General features: G+C 74.5%; 28 protein-coding genes. 11 read left to right on the plus strand and 17 right to left on the minus strand.

Annotated elements, in window-relative coordinates:
* Positions 1–32: 32 nt before the first annotated feature.
* Positions 33–1,238 carry an acetyl-CoA C-acetyltransferase gene (locus tag GCU67_RS16135; protein WP_163612230.1) on the minus strand — a complete coding sequence of 402 codons (1,206 nt, stop codon included), beginning with the start codon at positions 1,236–1,238 and terminating at the stop codon, positions 33–35.
* Between the two features lie 285 nt (positions 1,239–1,523).
* On the opposite strand from GCU67_RS16135, the gene GCU67_RS16140 reads away from it, so the two are divergent.
* The 6 genes from GCU67_RS16140 (at position 1,524) to GCU67_RS16165 (ending at position 8,259) form a co-directional block, all read left to right on the plus strand.
* Positions 1,524–2,378, plus strand: a complete 855-nt coding sequence (locus GCU67_RS16140) for an alpha/beta fold hydrolase (protein WP_163612231.1) — start codon at positions 1,524–1,526, stop codon at positions 2,376–2,378.
* Positions 2,379–2,448: 70 nt separating this feature from the next.
* Complete coding sequence (gene mce, locus GCU67_RS16145) at positions 2,449–2,886, plus strand: methylmalonyl-CoA epimerase (RefSeq protein WP_338105078.1); 438 nt, start codon at positions 2,449–2,451, stop codon at positions 2,884–2,886.
* Between the two features lie 124 nt (positions 2,887–3,010).
* The gene (locus GCU67_RS16150; RefSeq protein ID WP_163612233.1) at positions 3,011–4,309 is read left to right on the plus strand and encodes a coiled-coil domain-containing protein; all 1,299 of its coding nucleotides are present in this window, start codon (positions 3,011–3,013) and stop codon (positions 4,307–4,309) included.
* Between the two features lie 194 nt (positions 4,310–4,503).
* Complete coding sequence (locus GCU67_RS16155) at positions 4,504–6,570, plus strand: hypothetical protein (protein WP_163612234.1); 2,067 nt, start codon at positions 4,504–4,506, stop codon at positions 6,568–6,570.
* Positions 6,571–6,664: 94 nt separating this feature from the next.
* Positions 6,665–7,531 (plus strand): DUF4397 domain-containing protein, encoded by an 867-nt coding sequence (locus tag GCU67_RS16160; protein ID WP_163612235.1) that lies wholly within the window; start codon positions 6,665–6,667, stop codon positions 7,529–7,531.
* Between the two features lie 38 nt (positions 7,532–7,569).
* Complete coding sequence (locus GCU67_RS16165; protein WP_338105079.1) at positions 7,570–8,259, plus strand: class F sortase; 690 nt, start codon at positions 7,570–7,572, stop codon at positions 8,257–8,259.
* Here GCU67_RS16165 and GCU67_RS16170 read toward each other — a convergent pair whose 3' ends face one another.
* Complete coding sequence (locus GCU67_RS16170; protein ID WP_246215204.1) at positions 8,260–8,586, minus strand: hypothetical protein; 327 nt, start codon at positions 8,584–8,586, stop codon at positions 8,260–8,262.
* Positions 8,587–8,783: 197 nt separating this feature from the next.
* Positions 8,784–9,455, minus strand: coding sequence for an endonuclease NucS (gene nucS / locus GCU67_RS16175; protein WP_163612236.1), 672 nt, complete (start codon positions 9,453–9,455; stop codon positions 8,784–8,786).
* Between the two features lie 20 nt (positions 9,456–9,475).
* Between nucS and GCU67_RS16180 the strand changes: the two genes are divergently transcribed.
* From GCU67_RS16180 to GCU67_RS16195, 4 genes are all read left to right on the plus strand, one after another.
* Positions 9,476–10,357 (plus strand): hypothetical protein, encoded by an 882-nt coding sequence (locus GCU67_RS16180; RefSeq protein ID WP_163612237.1) that lies wholly within the window; start codon positions 9,476–9,478, stop codon positions 10,355–10,357.
* 29 nt (positions 10,358–10,386) lie between these two features.
* Positions 10,387–11,148 (plus strand): DUF2071 domain-containing protein, encoded by a 762-nt coding sequence (locus tag GCU67_RS16185; protein WP_163612238.1) that lies wholly within the window; start codon positions 10,387–10,389, stop codon positions 11,146–11,148.
* The gene (locus tag GCU67_RS16190) at positions 11,145–12,188 is read left to right on the plus strand and encodes a Gfo/Idh/MocA family protein (RefSeq protein WP_163612239.1); all 1,044 of its coding nucleotides are present in this window, start codon (positions 11,145–11,147) and stop codon (positions 12,186–12,188) included. The genes GCU67_RS16185 and GCU67_RS16190 overlap by 4 nt, the downstream gene beginning before the upstream one ends.
* Before the next feature lie 116 nt (positions 12,189–12,304).
* Positions 12,305–12,619: a hypothetical protein gene (locus GCU67_RS16195; RefSeq protein ID WP_163612437.1), complete on the plus strand. Its 315-nt coding sequence runs from the start codon at positions 12,305–12,307 to the stop codon at positions 12,617–12,619.
* 67 nt (positions 12,620–12,686) lie between these two features.
* On the opposite strand, the gene murA is transcribed toward GCU67_RS16195, so the two are convergent.
* Positions 12,687–13,982 carry a UDP-N-acetylglucosamine 1-carboxyvinyltransferase gene (murA, locus tag GCU67_RS16200; RefSeq protein ID WP_163612240.1) on the minus strand — a complete coding sequence of 432 codons (1,296 nt, stop codon included), beginning with the start codon at positions 13,980–13,982 and terminating at the stop codon, positions 12,687–12,689.
* Between the two features lie 84 nt (positions 13,983–14,066).
* On the opposite strand from murA, the gene GCU67_RS16205 reads away from it, so the two are divergent.
* Entirely contained in the window at positions 14,067–14,669 is a 603-nt protein-coding gene (locus GCU67_RS16205; protein WP_163612241.1) for a cob(I)yrinic acid a,c-diamide adenosyltransferase, read from the plus strand.
* 66 nt (positions 14,670–14,735) lie between these two features.
* Here GCU67_RS16205 and GCU67_RS16210 read toward each other — a convergent pair whose 3' ends face one another.
* The 13 genes from GCU67_RS16210 to GCU67_RS16270 all read right to left on the minus strand — a co-directional run bounded on the left by GCU67_RS16210 (position 14,736) and on the right by GCU67_RS16270 (position 25,269).
* A complete protein-coding gene (locus GCU67_RS16210) occupies positions 14,736–15,140 on the minus strand; it encodes a DUF2550 family protein (RefSeq protein ID WP_163612242.1) in 405 nt (134 codons plus the stop codon).
* A gap of 52 nt (positions 15,141–15,192) precedes the next feature.
* On the minus strand, positions 15,193–15,582 hold the full coding sequence (locus GCU67_RS16215) for a F0F1 ATP synthase subunit epsilon (RefSeq protein ID WP_163612243.1): 390 nt from the start codon (positions 15,580–15,582) through the stop codon (positions 15,193–15,195).
* A 215-nt stretch (positions 15,583–15,797) separates the two neighbouring features.
* Positions 15,798–16,019, minus strand: a complete 222-nt coding sequence (locus GCU67_RS16220; protein WP_163612244.1) for a hypothetical protein — start codon at positions 16,017–16,019, stop codon at positions 15,798–15,800.
* A 244-nt stretch (positions 16,020–16,263) separates the two neighbouring features.
* Complete coding sequence (gene atpD / locus GCU67_RS16225) at positions 16,264–17,709, minus strand: F0F1 ATP synthase subunit beta (protein ID WP_163612245.1); 1,446 nt, start codon at positions 17,707–17,709, stop codon at positions 16,264–16,266.
* Positions 17,710–17,827: 118 nt separating this feature from the next.
* The gene (locus GCU67_RS16230; protein WP_163612246.1) at positions 17,828–18,787 is read right to left on the minus strand and encodes a F0F1 ATP synthase subunit gamma; all 960 of its coding nucleotides are present in this window, start codon (positions 18,785–18,787) and stop codon (positions 17,828–17,830) included.
* A gap of 2 nt (positions 18,788–18,789) precedes the next feature.
* Positions 18,790–20,427 (minus strand): F0F1 ATP synthase subunit alpha, encoded by a 1,638-nt coding sequence (atpA, locus tag GCU67_RS16235; protein WP_163612247.1) that lies wholly within the window; start codon positions 20,425–20,427, stop codon positions 18,790–18,792.
* A gap of 82 nt (positions 20,428–20,509) precedes the next feature.
* A complete protein-coding gene (locus GCU67_RS16240) occupies positions 20,510–21,340 on the minus strand; it encodes a F0F1 ATP synthase subunit delta (RefSeq protein WP_163612248.1) in 831 nt (276 codons plus the stop codon).
* Entirely contained in the window at positions 21,340–21,960 is a 621-nt protein-coding gene (locus tag GCU67_RS16245) for a F0F1 ATP synthase subunit B (RefSeq protein ID WP_163612249.1), read from the minus strand. The genes GCU67_RS16240 and GCU67_RS16245 overlap by 1 nt, the downstream gene beginning before the upstream one ends.
* A gap of 50 nt (positions 21,961–22,010) precedes the next feature.
* Positions 22,011–22,238 (minus strand): ATP synthase F0 subunit C, encoded by a 228-nt coding sequence (atpE, locus tag GCU67_RS16250; protein ID WP_056288464.1) that lies wholly within the window; start codon positions 22,236–22,238, stop codon positions 22,011–22,013.
* Positions 22,239–22,347: 109 nt separating this feature from the next.
* Positions 22,348–23,178: a F0F1 ATP synthase subunit A gene (atpB, locus tag GCU67_RS16255; RefSeq protein WP_163612250.1), complete on the minus strand. Its 831-nt coding sequence runs from the start codon at positions 23,176–23,178 to the stop codon at positions 22,348–22,350.
* On the minus strand, positions 23,175–23,504 hold the full coding sequence (locus GCU67_RS16260; RefSeq protein WP_163612251.1) for a hypothetical protein: 330 nt from the start codon (positions 23,502–23,504) through the stop codon (positions 23,175–23,177). The genes atpB and GCU67_RS16260 overlap by 4 nt, the downstream gene beginning before the upstream one ends.
* 14 nt (positions 23,505–23,518) lie before the next feature.
* The gene (locus tag GCU67_RS16265) at positions 23,519–24,025 is read right to left on the minus strand and encodes a hypothetical protein (RefSeq protein ID WP_211661509.1); all 507 of its coding nucleotides are present in this window, start codon (positions 24,023–24,025) and stop codon (positions 23,519–23,521) included.
* Positions 24,022–25,269: a glycosyltransferase family 4 protein gene (locus GCU67_RS16270; protein WP_163612252.1), complete on the minus strand. Its 1,248-nt coding sequence runs from the start codon at positions 25,267–25,269 to the stop codon at positions 24,022–24,024. The genes GCU67_RS16265 and GCU67_RS16270 overlap by 4 nt, the downstream gene beginning before the upstream one ends.

A 25,269-nucleotide genomic window follows, 5' to 3' on the forward strand; every position in this document is an offset into this window, starting at 1 on the left:
CATCCTCCCCGCGTCCGGCCCGGGGCGCCCGGTCAGGTGTGGGCGGGGACGTGCAGCAGCAGGGCGTCACCCTGACCGCCGCCGCCGCACAGCGCGGCGGCGCCCACTCCCCCGCCGCGGCGGCCGAGCTCCAGTACGAGGTCGAGGACGATCCGCGCACCGCTCATGCCGACCGGGTGGCCCAGCGCGATGGCCCCGCCGTTGGGGTTGACCTTGGCCGGGTCGATGCCGAGCTCACGGGTGGAGACGATGGCGACCGCGGCGAAGGCCTCGTTGAACTCCACCAGGTCGAGGTCGGCGGGGTCGATGCCCTCCCGCTCACAGGCCCGCTGCACCGCACGGGAGGGCTGGGTCTGCAGGGTGGCGTCGGGGCCGGCGACCACGCCGTGCGCGCCGATCTCGGCCAGCACGGTGCACCCCAACTCGGCGGCCTTCTCCGCCGACATCACCACGACCGCGCAGGCGCCGTCGGAGATCTGGGACGCCGACGCCGCGGTGATCGTCCCGTCGGGGGCGAAGGCGGGCTTCAGCCTGGCCAGGCTCTCCACCGTGGTGTCGGGGCGGATGCCCTCGTCGTGCCGGACCTCGATCGGGTCGCCCTTGCGCTGCGGCACGAACACCGGGGTGATCTCGGCGTCGAAGGTGCCGTCCTTCGCCGCGCGGGCCGCCTTCTGGTGGCTGTCGGCGGCGTAGGCGTCCTGCTCCTCACGGGTCAGGCCGTACCGGCTGTTGGCCGCCTCGGTGAGCTCGCCCATTGCGACCTGGTCGAAGGTGTCGGTGAGCCCGTCGTGGGCCATCGCGTCGACCAGCGTGGCGTTCCCGAACCTCGTGCCCGTGCGGGAGCCCTTGAGCAGGTGCGGCGCCTGGGTCATCGACTCCATGCCGCCGGCGACGACGACGTCGAACTCCCCGGCCCGGATGAGCTGGTCGGCCAGCGCGATCGCGTCCAGCCCGGACAGGCAGACCTTGTTGAGGGTGAAGGAGGGCACCGACATGGGGATGCCGCCGGCCACCGCGGCCGGGCGGGCGGGGTTCTGCCCGGCGCCGGCCTGCAGGACCTGGCCCATGATCACGTAGTCGACCTGGTCGCCGGTCACCCCGGCCCGCTCGAGTGCGGCCTTGATGGCGATGCCGCCCAGGTCGGCGGCGGAGAGGTCCGTGAACGCGCCGAGCAGGCGGCCCATCGGGGTGCGGGCACCACCGACGATCACGGACCGAGGACGGGTGGGCTGGCTCATCAGGGCTCCAGGTGCTCCGGCCGCCGCCGTTGGCGACCGCTCCTCCGCGCGTACCGGCGACCGTCCTGTGGTCCCCGGCGCGGCCAGGATAGCCAGCGGCGCACCCGTCCGACCAGCCTGCGGACCGGATGGCGAACAGGGCGTGCGCCTGACGGACGGCGGGCCGGCGTCGCCGTCGTCCTCGTGCCGTCCGGGCGAACCGCCGGGACGCTGGGCGACGAACCACCCGCGCACCCGTGGGCGCGGCCGACCCGGCGCCGCCCCACCGCGACCCGGAGGAGACCCATGCCCCACCTGACCGTCGGCACCGAGAACGGCCACCCGATCGAGCTGCACTACACGGACCAGGGCGCCGGCGTCCCCGTCGTGCTGATCCACGGCTGGCCGCTGTCCGGCCGCTCCTGGGAGGCCCAGGTCCCCGCGCTCGTGGACGCCGGGTACCGGGTGCTCACCTACGACCGCCGCGGCTTCGGGCAGAGCTCGCAGCCCTGGACCGGCTACGACTACGACACCTTCGCCGCCGACCTCGACGCGCTGCTCACGCAGCTCGACCTCACCGGCGTCACCCTGGTCGGCTTCTCCATGGGCGGCGGCGAGGTGGTCCGCTACATCGGCCGCTACGGCACCGCCCGCGTCGCGAAGGCCGTGCTGGCCGCCGCGGTCCCGCCCTACCTCTACAAGTCCGACGACAACCCCGACGGCGGGCTCGACGACGCCACCATCGAGCAGTTCGAGACCGGTGTGCGCACCGACCGGCCGGCCTTCCTCGACGGCTTCACCGCCGACTTCTTCAACGCCGGCGGCAAGGGCCTGCTGGACTCGAAGTCCGGGGCCGTGAGCGAGCCGATGCGGCAGTACGCGCTGCACCTGGCCGAGGTCGCCTCCCCCAAGGGCACGCTGGACTGCATCGCCGCGTTCGGCCGCACCGACTTCCGGGGCGACGTCGCGAAGGTGACCGTGCCGACCCTGGTCGTGCACGGCGACTCCGACGCGATCGTGCCCTTCGAGGTCAGCGGCAAGCGGTCGCACGAGCTGATCAGCGGCTCGGAGCTGGTGGTCATCGAGGGCGGCCCGCACGGCATCAACGCCAGCCACCCCGAGCAGTTCAACGCCGCCCTGATCGACTTCCTCGCCCGCTGAGGGAGGACCCGGCTGCGCCCGTCCTCCCCCGGTCCTGCCGGGGGACGACGGGCGCGGGAGGATGCGCCGGGTGACCGCATCCGCGCCCGACGACCTGTTCACCACGATCGACCACGTGGGCATCGCGGTGCCCGACCTGGACGTCGCGATCGCCTTCTACGTGCAGACCCTCGGCGTCCACTCGGTGCACGAGGAGGTCAACGAGGAGCAGGGCGTGCGCGAGGCGATGCTCGCCGTCGGCGACGGGACGACGCGCATCCAGCTGCTCGCCCCGCTCACCCCCGAGTCGACGATCGCGCGCTTCATCGGCCGGTCGGGCCCGGGGCTGCAGCAGCTGGCGTTCCGGGTCGCCGACGTCGAGGCCGCCGCCGAGGTGCTCCGCGGGCGGGGTCTGCGGCTGCTCTACGACACCCCCCGCCGCGGCACCGCCGGCAGCCGGGTCAACTTCGTCCACCCCAAGGACGCCGGGGGCGTGCTGATCGAGCTCGTGGAGCCCGCCGCGCACTGACCGTGACCCTGCTGGGACGGGCAGCGACCGCCCCGGCGGACCGCCGCGCAGGAGCCTGGGAGTCGGCTGGGAGTGCGCCGGACCTCCGTTTCCCGGGCCCGCGATCTCTGCGAGGATGGCGGCCATGAGCGACCCCCGCGACGACCAGCTCTCCTTCCGCGAGAGCGGCCCCACCTTCGACGTGGTGCGCAAGGGGTACGACCGGGACCAGGTGGCCGAGACGCTCGCCGGGCTGGACGCCGACCTGCGGGTCGCCCTGGCCGACCGCGACGCGGCCGTGTCCCGGTCGGCCGACCTGGCGCGCCAGCTGCAGGCCCTGCACGGCGAGGTCGAGGCGCTGCGCCGCCGCGCGGCCAGCGCCAGCGCCCCCACGTTCGAGAACATGGGCGAGCGCATCTCGAACATGCTCCAGCTGGCCCAGGACGAGGCCGCGGAGATCCGCCGGTCCGCCCAGGAGCAGGCCGCCGCGCTGCAGGCCGCCGTGGCCGCCGAGGTCGACGCCGTCCGCGAGCGGGTCGCCGGCGAGGAGCGCGCCCTCGGTGAGCGGTCGGCCGCCAGCCAGGCCGAGGCCGAGCGCCTGGTCTTCGAGGCCCGCCAGCACGCCGAGCAGATCTCCGCCGTGGCCCAGGCCCGCGCCGACGACCTGGTGAACAAGGCCCGGGAGCGGGCCGCCCAGCTCGACGCCGACTCCCAGGCCCGGCGCACCAAGGTCGAGCAGGACTTCGAGATCGCCCAGCGGGCCCGCCGCACCGAGGCCGCCCGGCTGGAGGAGGAGCGCGAGCAGGCCTCCGTCGCCGCCGCCCAGCAGCGGGTCGCCGACGCCGAGGCGCACGCCGCCCGCACCGTCGCCGAGGCCGACGCCTCCGCGGTCGAGATCCGCCGGGTCCGCGACGACGTGACCCGCCGCCTGACCGACGTCCGCACGCTGCTCGGCCAGCTGCCCGACCTCGCCGACCACCCGGCACCGGACGCCGCCCAGCCGGCCGACCCCGAGGCGACCGGCGCTGCGACCCCGGCGACCGAGGAGGCCACCGGAGCCCCCGCACCGGAGCCGGCCACCCAGGTCGCCCCGGCCGCGGCCGCGGCCGCCGAGCCTGCGGCCGCCCCGGCACCGACCCAGGAGCAGCCGGCCGCGGAGCAGACCCAGGCCGTCCGGGTCCCGGCACCGTTCGGCACCTCGGCCCCGATCAGCAGCGCCCCGGCCAGCAGCGCCCCGGCGACCGGGGGTCGCCCGGCGGGCCGCACGCCGACCCCGGCGCACCCGACCCAGCAGGCCGCCCAGGGCCCGGCGACCGCCGAGCGCACCGGCGCCCCGGCCACCCGGGCGACCCCGCCGGTGCCCGCCCGGGCCGGCCGACCGGCACCGGCCGCTCCCCCGGTGCCCGCGCCCACCGGCGGGTCGGCGGCCTCCGACCGGGGCTGACCGCAGCACGTCGCACGACAGGACCCGCCGGGCATCCCGCCCGGCGGGTCCTGTCGTTCCGGTGCGGCGCGCCCAGCGGGTTGGGCATCCGGCGGCGGAGCAGGCACCATCGGCACACGACGTCGGTGCCCGCGCCCCCGCCCGGAGCGCCCGTCGGCACCGCAGCCGTACCGAGCGCCGGGAGGAGGACCACCGTGTCCGAACCGACGGAGACCGGCCACACCGTCGCCGGCGAGGGCGGCGGTCACCGGGCCGCGCCCGCCCCGGCCGCCGCACCGCACGCCGTCCCTCCCCGCCGGGCACGCCGCCGGCAGGCCGCCGAGCCCACCTCGTCCACCGCGCCGGTCGTCCCGGCCGAGCCCCTGGGGTCGGTCGAGCCGGCCGAGCCGGCCGGGTCCGCCGCCCTCCCGCCGGCCGCGGCCCCGGCGTCCTCCCCCGGTCAGCCGGTGGCCCAGCGGCGCGCCCGGCACCGGGCGGCCCGGCCGTCGTGGCCGGAGCGGGTGCGGGTCGGACTGCTGTGGCCGGTGCTGGCGGTCCTGGTCGTCGGGCTGGTCGGCGCCCGCATGCTGCGCGGGATCCCGCTGCCCGGCGACGGCGACCTGGCGGCCCCGGCCTTCGCGCTCTCCCGGGGCACCACCGACCTCGCCCCGCTGTCCCCCGAGGGACTGGCCGCCGTGCACGGGGCCGTGCACGCCACGGTCACCCGGGCGTTCGAGCGCCACGCCACCCTCGTCGCCGCCGAGCGCGAGCTGCTGCTGGTCGTCCTGGTGCTCAGCGCCGTCCTGCTGTGGCGCACCGCCCGCCGGCTCGGGGTCCCCGACGCCGGGTGCGCGCTCGCGGTGCTCGCCTTCGGTGCCCTGCCGGGGCTGGTCCCGCTGCACGCCGTGGCGTCCCCGGCGGCCCTGGCGGTGCCGTGGCTGCTGCTGGTCGCGTGGCTGTTGACCAGCTGGCTGCGTCCGGCCGGTGACCACGAGCCGGCCGGCTCCCTCCGCGGCCGGGTGCCGGTGGCGGTCGGGCTCCTCGCCGCCGCCGCCGTCGTCCTCGCCGTGCTGCTCGCCCCCGACGTGCTGCTCTTCCTGGTCGCCGGACTGGCCGCTGCGGCCGCCGGCCGGGGCGACCCCGCGCGGCGGGCCGCGGCCGCCGCCGGTGGGGTGCTGCTGCTGACCGGCGGGCGGGCGCTCGTCGAGCGCTGGGCACCCGAGGCCGCCGATCCGGCCCGCTGGGGCGCCGACCGCACCGGCGTGCTGGTGACCAGCGGCGTGCTGCTCCTCGTGGGCGTGCTGGCCGCCGTCCTGCTGCCCCGGTGGCGCCCGCTGGGCGTCGCGCTGGCCGCCGTGGCGCTGCTGTCGGTCGCACCGCCCTCGCAACGGGTCTCCGCGCTGCTGCTGAGCCTGCCGCTGGCTGCTCTGCTGGTGGGCGCGCTCGGCGCGCTGGCCGCCGCGCGCCTGCCCCGGTCGGTGCTGGCGCGGCCTCGGACCCGGCTGGTCGCCGGGCTGGCCGGGGCGGTCGCGCTGGTCGTCGTGGCCGCGGTCGCTGCGAGCGCTGTGTCGCGGACGCCGCGCAGCGACTTCGGGGCCACGGCCGACGCGCAGCTGGTCGACTGGCTGGGCGGGCAGCTGCCCGACGAGGCCGTCGTCACCGCCGACCCCGCGCTCACCGCGCAGCTGGTGCACGCCGGCGCCGACCCCGACCGGGTGCTGCCCGGCACCGAGCTCCCGGTGCCCGCCTCGACCGGCCCCACCGCCCCGGTCCTGCAGGTCACCTCCGGCGCGGCCCCGGCCGCGGGCACGCCGGTCGCCCGGTTCGGCCCCAGCGGCGAGCTGACCGTCACCGACCCGCAGGCGGTCGCCCCGACACCGGAGCAGCTGGACACCCGCCGGCAGCTGGGCACGGCGCTGCTGGCCAACCCGACCAACCGGTTCCCCGCCGCCGACGCCGCCCTGCTGACCGAGGGCCGGGTCGACCCCCGACTGCTGACGCTGCTGGCCGGCATCGGCGCGCAGTACGGCGTCGGCGTGGAGTCGCTGCCCGCCGTCCCGGGCGAGCCGGCCGACGCCCCGGTGCGGCAGGCGGTCGTCACCACCGTCGGCGGGACGTCGCTGGCCGCCGACCCGGCCGCCGCCGAGCGCTTCCGCGGCTGGCTGGGCGCGCAGAAGGAGCCCTACGTCCCCGACCGGATCAGCGAGGTGCCCGGTGGGCTGCTGATCGGGTACGACCTGGTCCGGGACCCGGACGCGCTCGTCACCGCGCCCCGGCGTTGATCACCCTGCGTCGATGAACGCGGACTCGGCGTGCAGGAAGCCGGTCACTGGGGTACACCGGGACCAGACCGACCACCGTGATCGAAGGAGCTCCATGTCCCGGCTCACCCGAGTTCCCCTGCTCGCGATGCTGTGCGCGGGGCTCTGCGCTCTCGGACTCCCGGCCGCCTCGGCAGCTCCGGCCGTCGCAGCCGACACCGGTCTGGTCCGGATGATGCACCTGTCCCCGGACACGCCCTCGGTCGACGCCTACATCGACTCGGTGTCCTCGCCCGGCACCGGCGTCGTGCTCCCCGGGGTCAGCTACGGCGACGTCTCCGCCTACCAGACGGTCCCGGCCGGCACGTACACGGTGAGCGCGCGGGGCGCCGGTGCCGACCCGGCGAGCCCGCCGGTGCTGGCCACCACCGTCACGGTCACCGGCGGCACCGCCACCACGATCGCCGGCGTCGGCTACTTCGCCGACCTGGGCTTCGCCGTGCTGCCCGACGACCTCACGCTGCCTGCGTCCGGTCAGTCCCGCGCCCGGGTCATCAACGCCGCGGCCACCGGGTCGCCGGTCGACCTGTCGCTGGGCACCGACACGTCCCTGGCGCGCGGGCTGTCCTTCGCCGACAACACCGACTACGTCGACATCCCCGGCGGCGCCGAGACGCTGAAGGTGGCCCCCGGCAACGGGACGCCCAGCGACCTCCCGGTCGACCTGGCGGCCGGCTCGGTCTACACGGTGCTGGTGCTCGACCGCAGCAGCGGCGGGCTGTCGGTCACCACCGAGCTGGACGCCGCCAGCCCGGGCGTCGTCCCCGTGGGCGGCGTCGAGGCCGGTGCCGGTGGCGCGGCCGACGACGGCGCCCCGGCCGGTCCGCTGGCGCTGGCGGGTCTCGCGGTCGGTCTGCTGCTGCTCACCGCGCGCACCCGGCTCCCCCGCCGCGGGCACGAGCCGCGGCACCTCGCGGCCTGACGACCGTGCCGGACGGGGCGGCACCGGGCGCTGCCCGGGTGCCCGGCGTCCCGATCCGGGCGGACGGCGGAAGACCCGCCGTCCGCCCGTCCCGGGTCGAGGGCCGGCACCGGCGCCCGCCCCGCCGGAGCGTCACCCTGCTGCGTGCGGCGCTCGCCGCCGTGGCGGTCACCGCCGGCACGGTGACCCTCGTGTCGGCCACCGGTGGCGGGGCCGCCCCGGTGCCGGCGGCCGCTGCGGCGGCCCCGCCCGCGCCGGTGGTGCTCACCAGCCCGGTCGCGGACACGGTGGCCGAGCCGGTCCAGGTGACCGCCCCGGCGATCGGGCTGGACACCGACCTGGTCGACATCGGCGTGGACGCCGCCGGGGCGCTGGTGCCGCCGGAGGACTACGGGCAGGCCGGCTGGTTCTCCGCCGGTCCCGCCCCCGGTGACGTGGGCCCCGCGGTGCTGGCCGGGCACGTCGACAACAAGGCCGGGCCGGCGGTGTTCTTCCGGCTCGAGGAGCTCACCCCGGGCGACGAGGTGCTGGTGACCCGCAGTGACGGCCGGCAGGTCGCCTTCACCGTCACCGAGGTGGCCGCCTACCCGAAGACGGCCTTCCCGACGACCGAGGTCTACGGCCCGACCACCGGCGCCGAGCTCCGGCTGATCACCTGCGGCGGCAACTTCGACCGCAGCCGCCGCAGCTACACCGACAACGTCGTGGTCTACGCCCGCGCCGTCTGATCAGTGGCGGCGGTCCCGGTTGCGCCAGCAGGCGGTGTGCCAGTGCCGGCGCCAGTCCGCCGAGGACTCGGTGTCCCACGGCTCGAGGTCGGAGTCGCGGGCGTAGGCCGGCCAGGCGACCACGTGCGGGACGCCCGGGCGGATCTCCTGGTCGCAGCCGGGGCAGCGGTAGGTCTTGTCGCTGCCGGACCCGGTGAGCGGCCGCACGACCCAGTCGCCGTCCCCGGCCTGCTCGATGGGCTGCACCGGACGGCGGGACGGCGAGGACCCGGCGGCCGGACGGCGGTCGTCCCGGCGGTCGCCCCGGTTCCCGCCCCGACGGCCCACGCCGCTACCGGGTCCGGTCGCGGGACCCGCGACCGGCCGTGCCGTCGAGAGGGCCGGCGGTGGGGGCGGCCAGCCCGCTGTGGCCGACCCCGGTCGGTGCTCCGTCCACGCGCCCTCCTCCGGCCTCAGGTGGTCCGGGGCAGTCTCCCACCCGGCCGATCTCCCGCCCCCGCTGCCGGGGGCAGCGGGGGCCTGCGTCAGAAGAGGCGGGCGGAGGGGTCGTCGGTGCCCTTGAGGACGGCGTAGTCGACGGTCACGCAGTCGATGCCCCGGTCGGCGGCCAGCACCCGGGCCTGCGGCTTGATCTCCTGCGCGGCGAACACGCCCTTGACCGGAGCCAGCCGCGGGTCGCGGTTGAGCAGCTCCAGGTAGCGGGTCAGCTGCTCCACGCCGTCGATCTCCCCGCGGCGCTTGATCTCCACCGCCACGGTGGCGCCCCCGGCGTCCCGGCACAGCAGGTCGACCGGGCCGATGGCGGTCGGGTACTCCCGGCGCACCAGCGACCAGCCCGCGCCGAAGGTCTCCACGTGCAGGGCCAGCAGCCGCTGCAGGTCGGCCTCGACGCCGTCCTTCTGCAGGCCCGGGTCGACGCCGAGCTCGTGCCGGTGGTCGTGCAGGACCTCGTCGATGGTGATGACGAGCTGCTCGCCGGCCTTGTTGGTCACCGTCCAGGTGCCCGAGCCGTCGGCGAGCTCCTCCTTGAGCGAGCACGGCGGGCTCATCCAGTTCAACGGCTTGTAGGCGCGGTCGTCGGCGTGGATGGACACCGAGCCGTCGGCCTTGACCAGCAGCAGCCGGGTGGCGAGCGGGAGATGGGCGGTGAGCCGCCCGATGTAGTCCACGGAGCAGCGGGCAATGACCAGGCGCACGAGGTGGGACGCTACCCGGCATGAGCCGTGCCCAGCCCGACGCGTCGGCCGCGCGACCCGGCCGGGCCCTGGGCCTGTTGCTCGCCGGGCTCCTGCTGGCCGCCTGCGCCGGCACCCGCACCAGCGGTCCCGGTGACGCCCCGCCGGACGCCGCTGCCCCGGACCCGGTCGACCCCGGCACCGTCGTCGTCCAGGTCTCCTCCGTCGGCGGGTACACCAGCGCCGAGGAGCTCCACGGTCGCCTGCCCCCGGTGACCGTGTACGCCGACGGCCGGGTGATCAGCCCGGGGCCGGTCGCGCTCGTGTACCCGGCGTTCGCCTGGCCCGGGCTGACGGTGACGCAGCTCGACCCCGGCCGGCTCCCCGACCTCGTCGACCGGGCGCTCGCCGCGGGCGTCGGCGAGGACCACGACCTCGGCCCGACGGGCGTGACCGACGCCCCCAGCACCCGGTTCACCGTGCTGACCGACGGCGGCACCGTCGTCCGGGAGGTGGACGCTCTCCAGGAGGGGCTCGGGTCGCCCATGCTCAGCGAGCAGCAGCGAGCGGACCGGCAACGGCTCGCCGCGCTGGCCGAGGAGCTGGCCGGTCTGGCCGACCCCGCGCAGCCCTGGTCGCCGAGCGCCGTGGCGGTGCTGGCGCACCCGTACACCGAGGGCCTGCTCGGACCCGGCGGTGCGCCGCTCGACCTCCCGGAGGTCGCGTGGACCGGACCCGACCTCCCCGGCGAGCCGCTGGGCGCCGGTCTCGGCTGCGTGGTCGCGCCGGTGGAGGAGGTCCGGGCCGCCGCCTCGGGCGCCAGCACGGCGACCCCGTGGACGACGCCGGACGGTGCCCGCTGGTCGCTGACCTTCCGGCCGCTGCTGCCGCACGAGTCCGGCTGCGCGGACCTCACCGGGTGAGTGGGGACCGGGCAGGGCAGGCTGGGCCGGTGGCCGACCCCGAAGAGCTGACCCCCACCGCGCCGCGGCCGGCGGGGCGGACCGTCTTCACCCAGAGCTGGCGGGACCTGGCGTTCCTGCACTGGGCGGTCGACCCGGCGCTGGTCGCGCCGCTGCTGCCGGCCGGCACCACCCCCGACCTGCTCGACGGCGTGACCTACGTCGGGCTGATCCCCTTCCGGATGCACCGGATCGGCTTCCTCGGCGCACCGGGCCTGCCCTACCTCGGGTCGTTCCCGGAGACCAACGTGCGGCTGTACTCGGTCGACGCGCTGGGCCGCCGCGGCGTCGTCTTCCGCTCGCTGGAAGCCAGCCGGCTGCTGCCGGTGCTCGCCGCCCGCTGGGTCGCCCGACTGCCCTACACCTGGGCCGGCATGGACGTCACCCGGGACGGCGACCAGGTCAGCTACACGTCCGCGCGCCGCTGGCCCGGCCCGCGCGGCGCGCACAGCCGCGTGCGGGTGCAGGTCGGCGAGCGGCTGCCCGGCGGTGACCCGCTGGGGACCTTCCTCACCGCGCGCTGGGGGCTGCACCGCCCCGGCCGACGCGGGCCGGTCTACTGGCCCAACGAGCACGACGAGTGGCCGCTGCACCGGGCCGAGCTGCTCGAGCTGGACGAGTCGCTGCTGGCCGCGGCCGGGCTGCCGGGCGTCACCGGGGCGCCGGACAGCGTGCTGTTCTCCGCCGGGGTCGCGGTGCGGTTCGGGCCGCCGGTGACGTGGCCGGCCGCACGTGGTCGACTCAGGTCATGAGCACCCCTCCCGCGGACGCCGTCCGCTTCGGCCTGGTCGGCTACGGCTTCGGCGGCCGGTACTTCCACGCCCCGTTGATCGCCGCCGCGGCCGAGTGCACGCTGCTGGGCGTGGTGACCCGCTCCGCCGACCGCCGCGAGCTGCTGGCCCGCGAGCACCCGGGCGCTGCCGCGTTCGACTCCCTGGAGCAGCTGGTCGACGCCGGCGCGGAGGCGGTGGCCATCTCCACGCCCGCCGACACCCACAGCGAGCTCACCGACCGCGCCCTGGACCTGGGCCTGGCCGTGGTCTGCGACAAGCCGTTCGCACTGGACGCCGCGGCTGCACGGGCATCGGTGGAGAAGGCCGAGCGGCTGGGCCTGCCCCTGGCGCCGTACCAGAACCGGCGCTGGGACTCCGACTTCCGCACCGTGCGCGCGCTGGTCACCGACGGCGTCCTGGGCACCGTCACCCGGTTCGAGTCGCGGTTCGAGCGCTTCACCCCCGAGCCCGGCCCGGCCCCCTCCGGCGGCGGCACCCTGCTGGACTTCGGCAGTCACCTCGTCGACCAGGCCCTGGTGCTGCTCGGCCCGGTGGCCACCGTCTACGCCGAGTGGCGGCTGCGCGACAGCGGCCTGGACGACGACGTGCTGGTGGCCCTGACCCACACCTCCGGCGCGCACTCGCTGCTGGCCGGCAGCTGGAGCGAGGGGGCGCCGGGCTGGCGGTTCCGGGTGACCGGCACGACCGGCAGCTACGTCGTCGACGGCCCGATGGACGGCCAGGAGGACGCGCTGGTCGCCGGGCAGAGCCCGAGCACCCTCGGCGACGCGTGGGGCGCCGAGCCCGAGGCGCGCTGGGGCCGGCTGCGCAGCGGTGACACCGGTGCGGTCGTGCCCACGCTCCCCGGCGCCTGGGACACCTTCTACCCGACCTTCGCCGCCGCCGTCCGCGGCCGTGGCCTGGTCCCGGTCGACGCCCGGGACGCCGTCGCCACCGCCACCGTGCTCGACGCCGCCCGGCGCAGCGCCACCGAGGGCGTCGTCGTCCGCCTCGGCTGAGGTGGAGTGGATCCGTCGCGCTCACGCCGACGGATCCACTCCGCCACAGCGGGCTCACGGGAGTGGCACACTCGGTGAGAGGCGTGGCCGTCGGCCGCACCGAGCAGGAGGTCAGCATGCCGATCGACGCCGGGAGCCTCCACTTCGCCGTCGGCCCGGGCATCGCGCTGGTGGCCCTGGCGGTCATCGCCCTCTTCGCCCGCTGGGCCTTCGGCTCCGGCTCGACGTCCAGGCCGGTCAAGGCCGAGGAGCTCCTCACCCCCGTGGCGACGCTGACCCGGCGGGAGTCCGCGCTGGCGCTGCGAGCCGTGCTGTCCGACGCCGGCATCCGGTCCACGATCCGGGAGCCCGCCGCACATCGCGCCGACGTGCTGGTCTTCCCCGAAGACCTCGCCCGGGCCCGCGCGCTAGCGCTCTCCTTCGGCGCCTGACGGAGGACCCCCGCGCCCCCCGGACCTCGCTCCGCTCGGACCGGGTCCCTGCGCGGGGGCCGACGACTCAGCTGGGGCACTGGGTGCGCTCGATCTGGACGCCGACGCCGCGCAGCTGCTCGAGGAAGTCGGGGTAGCCGCGGTCGACGTGGTGCACGTCCTGGACCTCGGTGACCCCGTCGGTCAGCAGGCCGGCCAGCACCAGGCCCGCGCCGGCGCGGATGTCGGTGGCCAGCACCGGCGCGCTGGAGAGCCGCTCGCGGCCACGGACGACCGCGTGGTGGCCGTCGATGCGCACGTCGGCGCCCAGCCGGACCAGCTCGTTGACGAACATGAACCGGCCCTCGAACACGTTCTCGGTGATCAGCGCGGTGCCGGTGGAGACCGCCGCCAGCGCCACCGCCATCGGCTGCAGGTCGGTCGGGAAGCCCGGGTAGGGCAGCGTGACGACGTCCACGCCGCGGGGCCGCTCCTCCATCGTCACCCGGACGCCGTCGGCCTGCGGCTCCACGGTGGCGCCGGCGGTGACCAGCTTGTCCAGCGCGACGGCCAGGTGGTCGGCCACGGCCCGCTCGATGACCAGGTCGCCGCGGGTCATCACCGCACCGATCGCCCAGGTGCCGGCCACGATCCGGTCCGGCACGGTCGAGTAGGAGACGGGGCTCAGGCCCGCCACGCCCTCCACGGTGATCGTCGAGGTGCCCGCGCCGTCGATGCGGGCGCCCATCGCGACCAGCATCCGGCACAGGTCGACGATCTCCGGCTCGCGGGCGGCGTTGTCGACGACCGTGGTGCCCTCGGCCAGCACGGCGGCCATGACCAGGTTCTCGGTGGCCCCCACCGAGGGGAAGTCCAGCCAGATGGAGGTGCCGATCAGCCGGGGTGCGGTGGCGACGAGGAAGCCGTGCTCGCTGACGATGGTGGCGCCCAGCCGCTCGAGGCCGGCGATGTGCATGTCGAGCCCGCGGGAGCCGATGGCGTCACCGCCGGGCAGGGCGACCTTGGCGGTGCCCAGCCGGGCGACCAGCGGGCCCAGCACGCTGATCGAGGCCCGCATCCGCCGGACCAGGTCGTAGTCGGTCTCGCTGGAAGGCTCCTCCGGGACGTCGATGAGCACCCGGCCGCCACCACTCGGACTGCCACCGGGCTCCAGCGGGTAGCGCTCGAAGCTGACCCCGCAGCCGAGCCGCCGCAGCACCTCGCTCATGATCGACACGTCGAGGATGTCGGGCACCTCGTCCAGCGTCGTCCGTCCCGGGGCCAGCAGCGCCGCCGCCATCAGCTTCAGCGCACTGTTCTTGGCCCCGGTGACCCGGACCCGACCGCGCAGGGACGCCCCACCGGTCACCTCGAAGCACTCCACGCGCCCAGCCTAGAGGCGCCCGGCCGGGCGCCTGCGACCCGGAGCTGGCGACGCCCCCCGGCTCTCCCGTCTTACGCTCAGCACATGACCGTCCGGCTGACCCGCATCTACACCCGTACCGGTGACGCCGGGGAGACGCACCTGGGCGACATGAGCCGGGTGACCAAGACCGACCCGCGGCTGGTGGCCTACGCCGACGTCGACGAGACCAACAGCTCGATCGGTGTCGCGCTGGCCCTGGGCGGGCCCACCCCCGAGGTCGCCGAGCTGCTGCTCAGCATCCAGAACGACCTGTTCGACCTCGGCGCGGACCTGTCCACGCCCGTCCAGCCCGCACCGGCGCACCCCCCGCTGCGGATCACCGCCGCCTACACCGAGCGGCTGGAGGCGGCCTGCGACGTCGCCAACGAGCGGCTGCCGGCGCTGACGTCGTTCGTGCTGCCCGGGGGCACCCCGCTGGCCGCGCTGCTGCACGCCTCCCGGACGGTCGCCCGCCGGGCCGAGCGCAGCGTCTGGGCCCTGCTGGCCGTCGACGCCGAGCGCACCAACGCCGAGAACGCGCGCTACCTCAACCGCCTGTCGGACCTGCTGTTCATCCTCGCCCGCTCGGCCAACCCGGACGGCGACGTCCTGTGGGAGCCGGGCGCGCACAGCGGCGTCCACGCCCAGCGCGCCGCCCGCCGCTAGCTCGGGAACGGCCCCGCCGCAGGGGCCCGCGCTGAGCTGGCGGGGTGTGCGGGGCAGCGGGGTCCTTCAGCGGTCGACGGGCGGGGCCGACTCGATCCAGGACAGGAAGCCGGTCACCGTCGACAGGTCCATCGCCAGCTCCTGCGGCCCGGCGCCGGTGCGGCAGGTGAGGATGACCGTCTCGTTCGGCAGGGACAGGTCCGCCGACGTGGGCCGGCGCCGGGCGTCGACCTGGAACTGCGAGCGGCACAACCGGCGGTTGGGCCGCACGGACAGCGAGAGCGCGCGGTACCAGAGCAGGTCGTTGCCGGAGTACCAGGCGACGCCGACCGCCCAGCGCGGCGCCCCGGGGGCCCGCAGCCACATGGTGACCGCGCCCAGCCCGGAGAGCAGGAAGTGGCGCCGCAGCAGGAACGCGGCGACCAGCGCCACCACCAGGACGGCGAGGACGACCAGGAGGGCGGTGGTCACCGGGGCTGGCTGTCGGCCGCTGCAGGGGTGGTGGCGGTGGGGCGGGTGTGGGTCAGGCGTCCTGGCCGGCGGCGCGCAGCCGGGACTCGGCTCGCCGGGCGGCGGCCAGCGCCTCGGGGTCGTCGCCGGCGGCCTCGGCGCGGCGGAGCGCCTCGCGGGCACGCTCCACGTCGATGTCGGTGGAGAACTCGGCCGTCTCGGCGAGGATGGACACCCCGCGCTCGGTCACCGAGAGGAAGCCACCGTGGGCGGCGACGACGAGGTCCTCACCGGACTCGGGACGGATGCGAACCACGCCGCCGGGGGCGAGCTCGCCGAGCAGCGGTGCATGGCCGGGCAGGACGCCGAGCTCACCCTCGGTCGTACGGGCGATCACCATGCTGGCCTCACCGGACCAGATCATCTTCTCGACGGCCACGAGCTCGACCTGCAGGGTCGCCACGTCTCTCCTCCGGGTCCACCAGCCGGCCCGTCAGGGCGGCGGTGCGGGTCGCCGGTCCGGACGGATCCGGCGACGGGTGTGCCCCCACTCTAGCGGCGTGTCGCAGCGCCCTGCGCCAGACCCGGTCGAGGAGCGGTCGGTCCGTCCAGGACAAGCACCCGGACGGGGGGCGTCCGCGGGGGTGTCGCCGCGGACGGGTGGGACGGGCGGGCTGCTCAGCTCCCGCAGCGGCGGTACAGCACGGTCCAGCGGCCCACGCGCAGCTGCGGGTGCCACACGACCGACGGGGGCGCCCAGTCGTCGGTGTCGAAGGACTCCCGGTCGGTCTGCACCGGCGCGTAGGGCGGCCAGCTCCACTGCACGGCGTCCTCGGGCAGGTCGGCCGCCGGCGCGGCCACCCCGCCGCCGACCGCGACCCTGCTGTTGCGTCGCAGCACCGCTGCGACCCCCGACCTGTGCACGAGCTGCTCCCGGCTCTGACGTCCGCCGGCCGGACGCGCCCTCCCCATCATCGGCCGCTCCGCCCGAGAGGTTGAGCCTCGCGTCACCCCGCCACCCGATCGGATGGACCCCTGCTCCGGCTCCACGGCCCGGCACGGCGACCCGCAGGAACGGCAACGGCCGGGCCCCCGTGGGGACCCGGCCGGTGCGCGACCCGTCCTGGTGCGGACGGGCTCTGGTTCAGCTCTTCTTCAGCTTGGCGTAGTTGGCCTCGAGGTCCTCGAGGCCACCGCACATGAAGAACGCCTGCTCCGGGACGTGGTCGTACTCGCCGGCCGCGACCGCCTTGAAGGCCTGCAGCGTCTCGCTGAGCGGGACGTAGGAACCCGGCTGCCCCGTGAAGGCCTCGGCCACGAACATGTTCTGCGAGAGGAAGCGCTCGATGCGCCGCGCACGGTTCACCGTGACCTTGTCCTCCTCACCGAGCTCGTCGATGCCGAGGATGGCGATGATGTCCTGCAGCTCCTGGTAGCGCTGCAGGATCCGCTGGACCTCGCGGGCGGTGTCGTAGTGCTCCTGCCCGACGTACTGGGCGTCGAGGATCCGGCTGGTGGAGTCCAGCGGGTCGACGGCCGGGTAGATGCCCTTCTCCGAGATCGGCCGGGAGAGCACCGTCGTCGCGTCGAGGTGGGCGAACGTCGTGTGGGGCGCCGGGTCGGTGATGTCGTCGGCGGGCACGTAGATGGCCTGCAGCGAGGTGATGGACCGGCCTCGGGTCGAGGTGATCCGCTCCTGCAGCTCGCCCATCTCGTCGGCCAGGGTCGGCTGGTAGCCCACGGCCGACGGCATGCGGCCCAGCAGCGTGGAGACCTCAGAGCCGGCCTGCGTGAAGCGGAAGATGTTGTCGATGAACAGCAGGACGTCCTGCTGGATCTCGTCGCGGAAGTACTCCGCCATCGTCAGCGCCGACAGGGCGACGCGCAGACGCGTGCCCGGCGGCTCGTCCATCTGGCCGAAGACCAGGGCGGTCGAGTTGATGACGCCGGACTCGGTCATCTCGGTGATGAGGTCGTTGCCCTCACGGGTGCGCTCGCCGACACCGGCGAACACCGACACGCCACCGAACTCCTGGGCGACGCGGCGGATCATCTCCTGGATGAGGACGGTCTTGCCCACGCCGGCCCCGCCGAACAGGCCGATCTTCCCGCCCTTGACGTAGGGGGTGAGCAGGTCGATGACCTTGATGCCGGTCTCGAGCAGCTCGGTGCGGCCCTCGAGCTGGTCGAACTTCGGCGCATGCCGGTGGATCGTCCAGTGCGGGGCGTCCTCGCCGTAGCCGGGGGTGTCCAGGCACTCGCCGAGTGCGTTGAACACGTGGCCGGTGACGGCCTCGCCGACGGGGACGGAGATGGCCGACCCGGTGTCCCGGACCTGCGCACCGCGGACCAGGCCGTCGGTGGGGGCCATCGAGATGGTGCGGACCACGTTGTCACCCAGGTGCTGGGCGACCTCGAGGGTCAGCGTCTTGCCCAGGTCGGCCAGGGTGACGTCGACCTTCAGCGCGTTGAACAGGTCGGGCATCGCGTCGCGGGGGAACTCGACGTCGACGACCGGCCCGGTGACCCGGACGACCCGGCCGGCGCCGGTGGTCCCCTGGGTGCTCGGACGATCCTCGGTGACGGTCATCTGTGCTGCTCTCCTGCCCTCGGGCTGTGTGGTCCCGGCTGACGTTCTCTGTCTTGAGTGTCCCCGGTCGTGGCGGCGGGTGCCGCCACGACCGGGGCAGTGCTGCGGTGCCGCTCGTTCAGTTGTCGGAGCCCGAGGTCACCAGCGCGTCGGCGCCGCCGACGATCTCGCTGATCTCCTGGGTGATCTCCGCCTGACGCGCCTGGTTGGCCTGACGGGCGAGGTTCTTCGCCAGTTCCTCGGCGTTGTCCGAGGCCGACTTCATCGCCCGGCGACGCGACGCCGACTCCGAGGCGGCTGCCTCGAGCATCGCCGCGTAGATGCGGGTGGTGACGTACTTCGGCAGCAGCGCGTCCAGCAGCGCCTCGGCCGACGGCTCGAACTCATAGGACGTCGGAACGTCGCTGGTCCGCTCGGCGGCGGGGGCCTCGTCGCGGAACTCGTCGACCTCCTCGACCACCAGCGGCGCCATCCGGTTGGCCACGGGGACCTGGGACAGCAGCGAGCGGAACTCGGTGTAGACGATGTGCAGCTCGTCGACGCCCTCGATGCCGTCGGCACCGCCGCCGGTCTCGTCGTCGTCCTCACCGGCGGTGAAGGCGGCGATGAGGGCGCGGCCGACCTCCTGGGCGTCCTCGTAACCCGGCTGCTCGGAGAAGCCGGTCCACGAGTCGACGATCGCCCGGTCACGGAACCGGTAGTACGTCTCGCCCTTGCGGCCGACGACGTAGAGCACGGGCTCCTTGCCCTCGCTGCGCAGCAGGCCGAGGAGCTCCTCGGTGCGGCGCAGGACGTTGACGTTGTAGGAGCCGGCGAACCCGCGGTCGGAGGTGATCACCAGGACCGCCACCCGCCGGGCGCCGGTGCGCTCGGTGAGCAGCGGGTGGTCCAGGCTGGCCGACCCGGCCAGGGCCGAGAGCACCCGGGTGATCTCCCGGGCGTAGGGCTTGGAGGCCTCCACCCGGTTCTGGGCGCGCACGATGCGGGCACCGGCGATCAGCTCCTGCGCCGAGAAGATCTTCTTCGTCGACTGCGTGGAGCGAATGCGGCGCCGCAACGCGCGGAGGGAACCGGCCATGGTCAGCGGCCTCGCTTGACCTGGACGGTCTCCTGGCCACGGTCACCGGCGGCCATGGCCTCCACCTCGGGCTCGTGGCCCTTGAGCTTCTCGCCCTCGGAGGTGGTGAACCGGCCGTAGAAGGTCTCGACGGCCCGCTCCAGGCTGCTCACCGTGTCGGCGGACAGCTGCTTGGAGTTGCGGATGTCGTCGAAGATCGTGTTGTCGCCCCGAGAGATGAACTCCTGGAACTCCGACTCGAAGCGGCGCACGTCCGGGATCGGGACCAGGTCCAGCTTGCCGGTGGTGCCCAGCCACAGCGAGACGACCTCCCGCTCGACCGGGAACGGCGAGTACTGGCCCTGCTTGAGCAGCTCGACCAGGCGCTGACCTCTGTCCAGGGTGGACCGGCTGGTGGCGTCCAGGTCCGAGGAGAACGAGGCGAAGGCCTCGAGCTCGCGGTACTGGGCCAGGTCCAGCCGCAGTCGGCCGGCGACGGACTTCATCGCCTTGATCTGGGCCGAGCCACCGACGCGGGACACCGAGACACCGACGTTGATCGCCGGGCGGACACCGGAGTTGAACAGACCGGTCTCGAGGAAGATCTGCCCGTCGGTGATCGAGATGACGTTGGTCGGGATGTACGCCGAGACGTCGTTGCCCTTGGTCTCGATGAGCGGCAGGCCGGTCATCGAGCCCGCGCCCAGCTCGTCCGAGAGCTTCGCGCAGCGCTCGAGCAGGCGGGAGTGCAGGTAGAAGACGTCGCCGGGGTAGGCCTCGCGGCCCGGCGGGCGACGGAGCAGCAGCGACACGGCGCGGTAGGCCTCGGCCTGCTTGGACAGGTCGTCGAACACGATCAGGACGTGCTTGCCCTCGTACATCCAGTGCTGGCCGATGGCCGAGCCGGTGTAGGGGGCGATGTACTTGAAGCCGGCCGGCTCGGACGCGGGGGCCGCGACGATGGTCGTGTACTCCATCGCGCCCGCGTCCTCCAGCGCCGCGCGCGTGGCGGCGATGGTGGAGCCCTTCTGGCCCACGGCGACGTAGATGCAGCGGACCTGCTGCGCCGGGTCGCCGGTCGCCCAGGCCTGCTTCTGGTTGATGATCGTGTCCAGCGCGATCGCCGACTTGCCGGTCTGGCGGTCACCGATGATCAGCTGACGCTGGCCGCGGCCGATCGGGGTCATGGCGTCGATGGCCTTGATCCCGGTCTGCATCGGCTCGTGCACCGACTGGCGCTGGACGACGGAGGGGGCCTGGAGCTCCAGGGCGCGACGACCGCTGGTGGCGATCGGGCCGGCACCGTCGATCGGGTTGCCGAGCGGGTCGACGACCCGGCCCAGGTAGCCGTCGCCCACGGCCACGGAGAGGACCTCGCCGGTCCGGCGGACCGTCTGGCCCTCCTCGATCCCGGCAAAGTCGCCCAGGATGACGACGCCGACCTCGCGCACGTCGAGGTTCAGCGCCAGACCGCGGACGCCGCCCTCGAACTCGAGGAGCTCGTTGGTCATGACCGAGGGCAGGCCCTCGACCCGGGCGATGCCGTCGCCGGCCTCGGTGACGACCCCGACCTCTTCCCGGGAGACGTCCGGGGTGTAGTCGGAGACGTAGTTCTGGATCGCACTGCGGATCTCGTCCGCGGAGATCGTCAGCTCGGCCATGGCTTCGCGTCCTCTTCTGCTGGTGTCTGTGGTGGTGCGGTGCAGCGCACGGTCGGCGGTGCCGGCCGGCTGGGGTCGGTCGTCAGCCGGCCAGGCGACGCCCGGCCTGCTCCAGGCGGTGCGCGATGCTGCCGTCGATGACCTCGTCGTCGACGCGGATCACCAGACCGCCGAGCACGTCGGGGTCGACCTGGACCTGCAGGCCCATCGTCCTCCCGTACAGCCGCTCGAGGGTGGCGGTGAGCCGCTGTTCCTGCACGGCCGTCAGCGGGACGGCGCTGACCACGTGGGCGACCGACTGGCCACGCCGGCGAGCCGCCGCCGTGGACAACCGCTCGACCTCGTTCTCCGCGTTGTGCACGTGCGAGCTGGTCAGCGCGTTCCGGACGAGCCGCTCGGTGACCGGGCTGACCTTGCCGGCCAGCAGCCGGTCGAGCAGGGCGGTCTTGCCCTCCCGCGGCGCCGACCGGTTCCCGAGGATCCGGGCCAGGTCTGCGTCGGCGGACACGATGCGGGAGAACCGGAAGAGCTCGTCCTCCACGCTGTCGAGCTCCCCGCGCGAGTCGGCTGCGTCCAGCGCCGCCTCGATCGCGAGGGTCTCCATGGCCTCGACCAGGTCCAGCGGCCGCGACCATCGCTGCCGCGCGACGGTCTCGACCACCGCGAGGGTGTCTGCGCCGACCTGGGTCGACAGCAGACGACGGGCCAGGCCCGCCCGGTCCTCCGGACGCACGGAGGCGTCCGACAGGGCCCGGCGGAGCGAGGGCTGACCGTCGAGCACGTGGGCCACGGCGTAGAGCTCGTCGGCCAGCGTCAGGAGCGCGTCACCGCGGGTCCGGCTGCGTGCGCCGGCGGTGTGCTCCAGGAGGCTGGCGCGCGACTCCTCCATCGCGGCCCGACTGGAGGCGTGCATCAGCGGGCGTCCTGCGGGACGTACGCCGAGCTGCCGCCACGACCGTCGGCGGAGCCGGTGGTCGCTGCGGTGCCCGTGGTGGCCGACGTGCCCGTGGTGGCCGACATGCCGTCGAGGTCGTCGAGGAACCGGTCCACGGTGCCGCTGCGGCGCGCGTCGTCGGCGAGGGACTCCCCGACGACCTTGCCGGCCAGGCTGACCGCGAGCGTGCCGATCTGGCCACGCAGCTCGTTGAGGACCTGCTGCCGGGACGCGGTGAGCTGCTCCTCGCCGCGGGCGATGATGCGGGCCGACTCGGTCTGCGCCTGGGCGCGGAGCTCCTCGATGATCTGCTGCCCCTCGGCGCGCGCGTCGTCGCGGATCTTCGCCGCCTCGGCCTGGGCCTCGGCGAGCTGCGCCCGGTACTGCGCCAGCGCGGCCTTCGCCTCGGCCTGCATGGCGTCGGCGCGCTCGATGCCGCCCTCGATCGCCTCGCGACGGGCCACGAACGTCTTCTCCATCTGCGGGAAGACGAACTTGGCCAGCACGAAGTAGAGGATCGCGAAGGCGATGACGCCCACGATGATCTCGCCGATCGGCGGGAGCAGCGGGTTGGCGCTCTCCGCGGCCAGGATGTTCATGCTCTGCACGTCCCTACGTCAGCTGGGTCGGTCGCCGGTGGAGGGTCAGGTCACTGCCCGAAGATGAAGGGGACGACCAGACCGATGAGCGCGAGCGCCTCGGAGAGGGCGGCACCCAGGAAGGCGTAGGTACGGGTCAGGCCGGCGGACTCGGGCTGGCGGGCGGTCGCCTGGATGTAGGCGGCCCACACGATGCCGACACCGATGCCGGGGCCGATCGCGGCGAGGCCGTAGCCGACCGAACCGATGCTGCCGGTCAGCTCTGCGAGAACGTCCATTGCGGGGTGTGCCTCCTGTGTCGGTCGCCCGAGGTCGTCTCGGGCGGCTGGCGGGGTGGTGCGGGTGGTGCAGCTCTGGGGTGGTGCAGCTCAGGGGTGGTGCGGTGGATCAGTGCGCGGGCTCGACTGCGCCGTTGAGGTAGGTCGCGGTCAGCACGGTGAAGACGTAGGCCTGCAGCACGATCACCAGCAGCTCGAAGAACGTCATCACGATCGCCATGATCAGCGAGAACGGCGCGAAGATCGCCGACAGGTTGCCCACCTGGAGCAGGTAGACCGCACCCAGCGAGAAGACCACCAGGAGCATGTGGCCGGCGAACATGTTGGCGAAGAGTCGGACGGCCAGGGTGAAGGGCCGGATCACGAAGACCTGGAGCAGTTCGATCGGCGTGACGAGGATCAGCGCGGCCTTCGGGACGCCCGGCGGGATGGCCGCGTCCTTGAAGTACTTCGCGGCGCCCTGCTCGCGGATGCCGATGTAGTTGTAGAGCACCCACACGAACACGGCCAGGACCAGCGGGAACGCGAACTTGCTCATCGGCGAGATCTGGAAGAACGGCACGATGCTCATCGCGTTGTTCGCCAGGATGAAGAAGAACAGCGAGCCGAGGAACGGCGCGAACGGCAGGCCCTTCGGTCCGATCACGTCGCGGGCGATGCCGTCGCGCACCACGGAGTAGCCGCTCTCGGCCAGCCACTGCAGCTTGCCCGGCACGATGCCCGGGCGGCGCACCGCCAGGACCAGCAGCAGCATGATCGCCGCCGTCGCGATGAAGAGGATGAACGTGATGCGGGTGAACTCGAAGTCGATGCCGAACAGCGAGAACGACACGAGCGACTCGGGGTAGAACTCCGCGATGGTGGGAGCCTGGAACCCGCTGTCGCCCTCACTGCCTTCAGCGGCGAGCACGTTGACGAGCGCGAGGGCGCTGGAGGTCACCGGTGTCCCTTCTGCGTCCTGGGCTGACTCGATCGGCCACCCGGGCGGTTGTGTCCTGTCCCCCGACCGGCCGGTGGCACGGGCGGGGCGTATTTCATGATGATGAGGTAGATCGCCACGCCGAGGCCGAGCAAGAGCCCGACCAGGGCCAGGAACTGCGTTCCGAGCCAGCGATCCAGCGCGAGCCCGGCGCCACCCCAGACGATGATCCCCGACAACATCGTGCCGGTGATCCCCCAGCCGACATCAGCGCCACTGTGCTGCTGCTGGTCAGGGGTCTTGGGTCGCGGTCGGGTTCCCCCGCGGGCGGGAGTGTCCTCGGCCATCGGCGGGGACACTATCAGCCGCTTGTCGTGCGGCTTTCCGGGTCACCCGCAGGGGGTGACGAGACGGCGGCGGGGTCGCCGGCCGGGCGCGTCGGGCGCGGAGCCGGCGGCGTGACGTAATAGAGCTGGCGGGTCCACACCCACCGGCTCTGCACGACGCTCCAGAAGAGCGCTCCGGCGATGACCGTCCAGCCGAGCACCTGCAGGTCCAGCCAGCCGTCCTCGGGCAGCGACTCGAAGACCGCCCCGACGACGGCGACCTTGATCACGAAGGTGCCCAGCGCCGCCGGCAGGGTGAAGGCGTCGCCGAGCCGGCCGGCCCAGGCGATCACCGCCCCGGAGAGGCAGAAGAACAACGCGACGACGCCGGCCCCGAGCAGCACGCTGACCGCAGCGGCCCAGCTCATGACCAGGCCGACCACCACCGCGGCGACCGCTGCGGCGGGCATGCTGGCCAGCAGCCCGGCGCGCAGGAACGACAAGCTCCACGGGCTGACGCCCCGCTCCGGCGCGGCGGTCACCGGGGCACCGTCGCCGTCGTGGAGCCCGTGGACGGCAGGGCCACCGGCCCGGCGGTCTCACCGCGCACGCTGCGGCTGGCCGGGTGGGCGGCGCGGCTGCGCTCCTTGAGCGCGGCGATCTCCGCCTGCCGGGCGGCGATCGCCGCACGGCGGGCCCGCGGGCTCAGCACGACGACCACACCCACCACCAGCAGGGCACCGATCACGACCAGCACCTCGACGGTGCCGCCGGTGATGGACAGCGCCACGGCGCCGAAGCTGAGCAGGGCGGCCCAGAAGTAGATGATCAGCACGGCCCTCCGGTGCGAGTGCCCGATCGACAGCAGCCGGTGGTGCAGGTGCATCTTGTCCGGCCGGAACGGCGACTGGCCGCGCCGGGTGCGCCGGACCACGGCCATCACCAGGTCGGCGAACGGGATGAACAGGACCGCCGCCGGCACCAGCAGCGGCAGCATCAGCGGCAGCAGCCCGGCGGCCGAGCTCAGCGTCTGCGAGTCGGTCTGCCCGGTGGCCGAGACGGCGGCGGCCGAGAGCATCAGCCCGACCAGCATCGACCCGGAGTCGCCCATGAAGATCCGGGCCGGGCTGAAGTTGTGCGGCAGGAAACCCAGGCACGCGCCGGCCAGGACGGCGGTGATCAGCGCCGGTGCGCTGGCCACGTCGTCGTAGCCGACCAGCCCGAGGTGGTAGCTGTAGGCGAAGAAGGCCAGCGCCGCGATCGCCGAGACCCCGGCGGCCAGCCCGTCGAGGCCGTCGATGAAGTTGAGCGCGTTCACCGTGAGCACGGTCAGCGCGATGGTGGCCGGCACCCCGACGTCCGGGCCCAGCGAGAGGGTGCCGATGTCGGCGACCGGCAGGAACAGGTAGGCCAGCTGGACGCCCAGCAGCACCATGACCCCGGCCGAGGCGATCTGGCCGGTCAGCTTGGTGAGCGCGTCGAGGCCGAACCGGTCGTCCAGGACGCCGAGCAGGCAGATCAGCCCGCCGGCGACCAGGACGGCGATCGTCTGGGTGCTGAACTCGAAGCTGCGCTGCAGCGAGGGCAGCTGGGCGGCGACCAGCACGCCGGCGGCGACCCCGAGGTACATCGCCACCCCCCCGCCCCGCGGGGTGGGGATGACGTGCACGTCGCGGTCACGCACCGCGGCCATCACCCGGAACCGGACCGCCGCCACCCGCACCACCGGGGTGGCCAGGAAGGTGACCAGGGCGGCGGCCAGCAGGACGACGGCGTACTCGCGCAT

It is taken from the genome of Modestobacter muralis, assembly GCF_010682105.1.
Taxonomy (GTDB): Bacteria; Actinomycetota; Actinomycetes; order Mycobacteriales; family Geodermatophilaceae; genus Modestobacter; species Modestobacter muralis.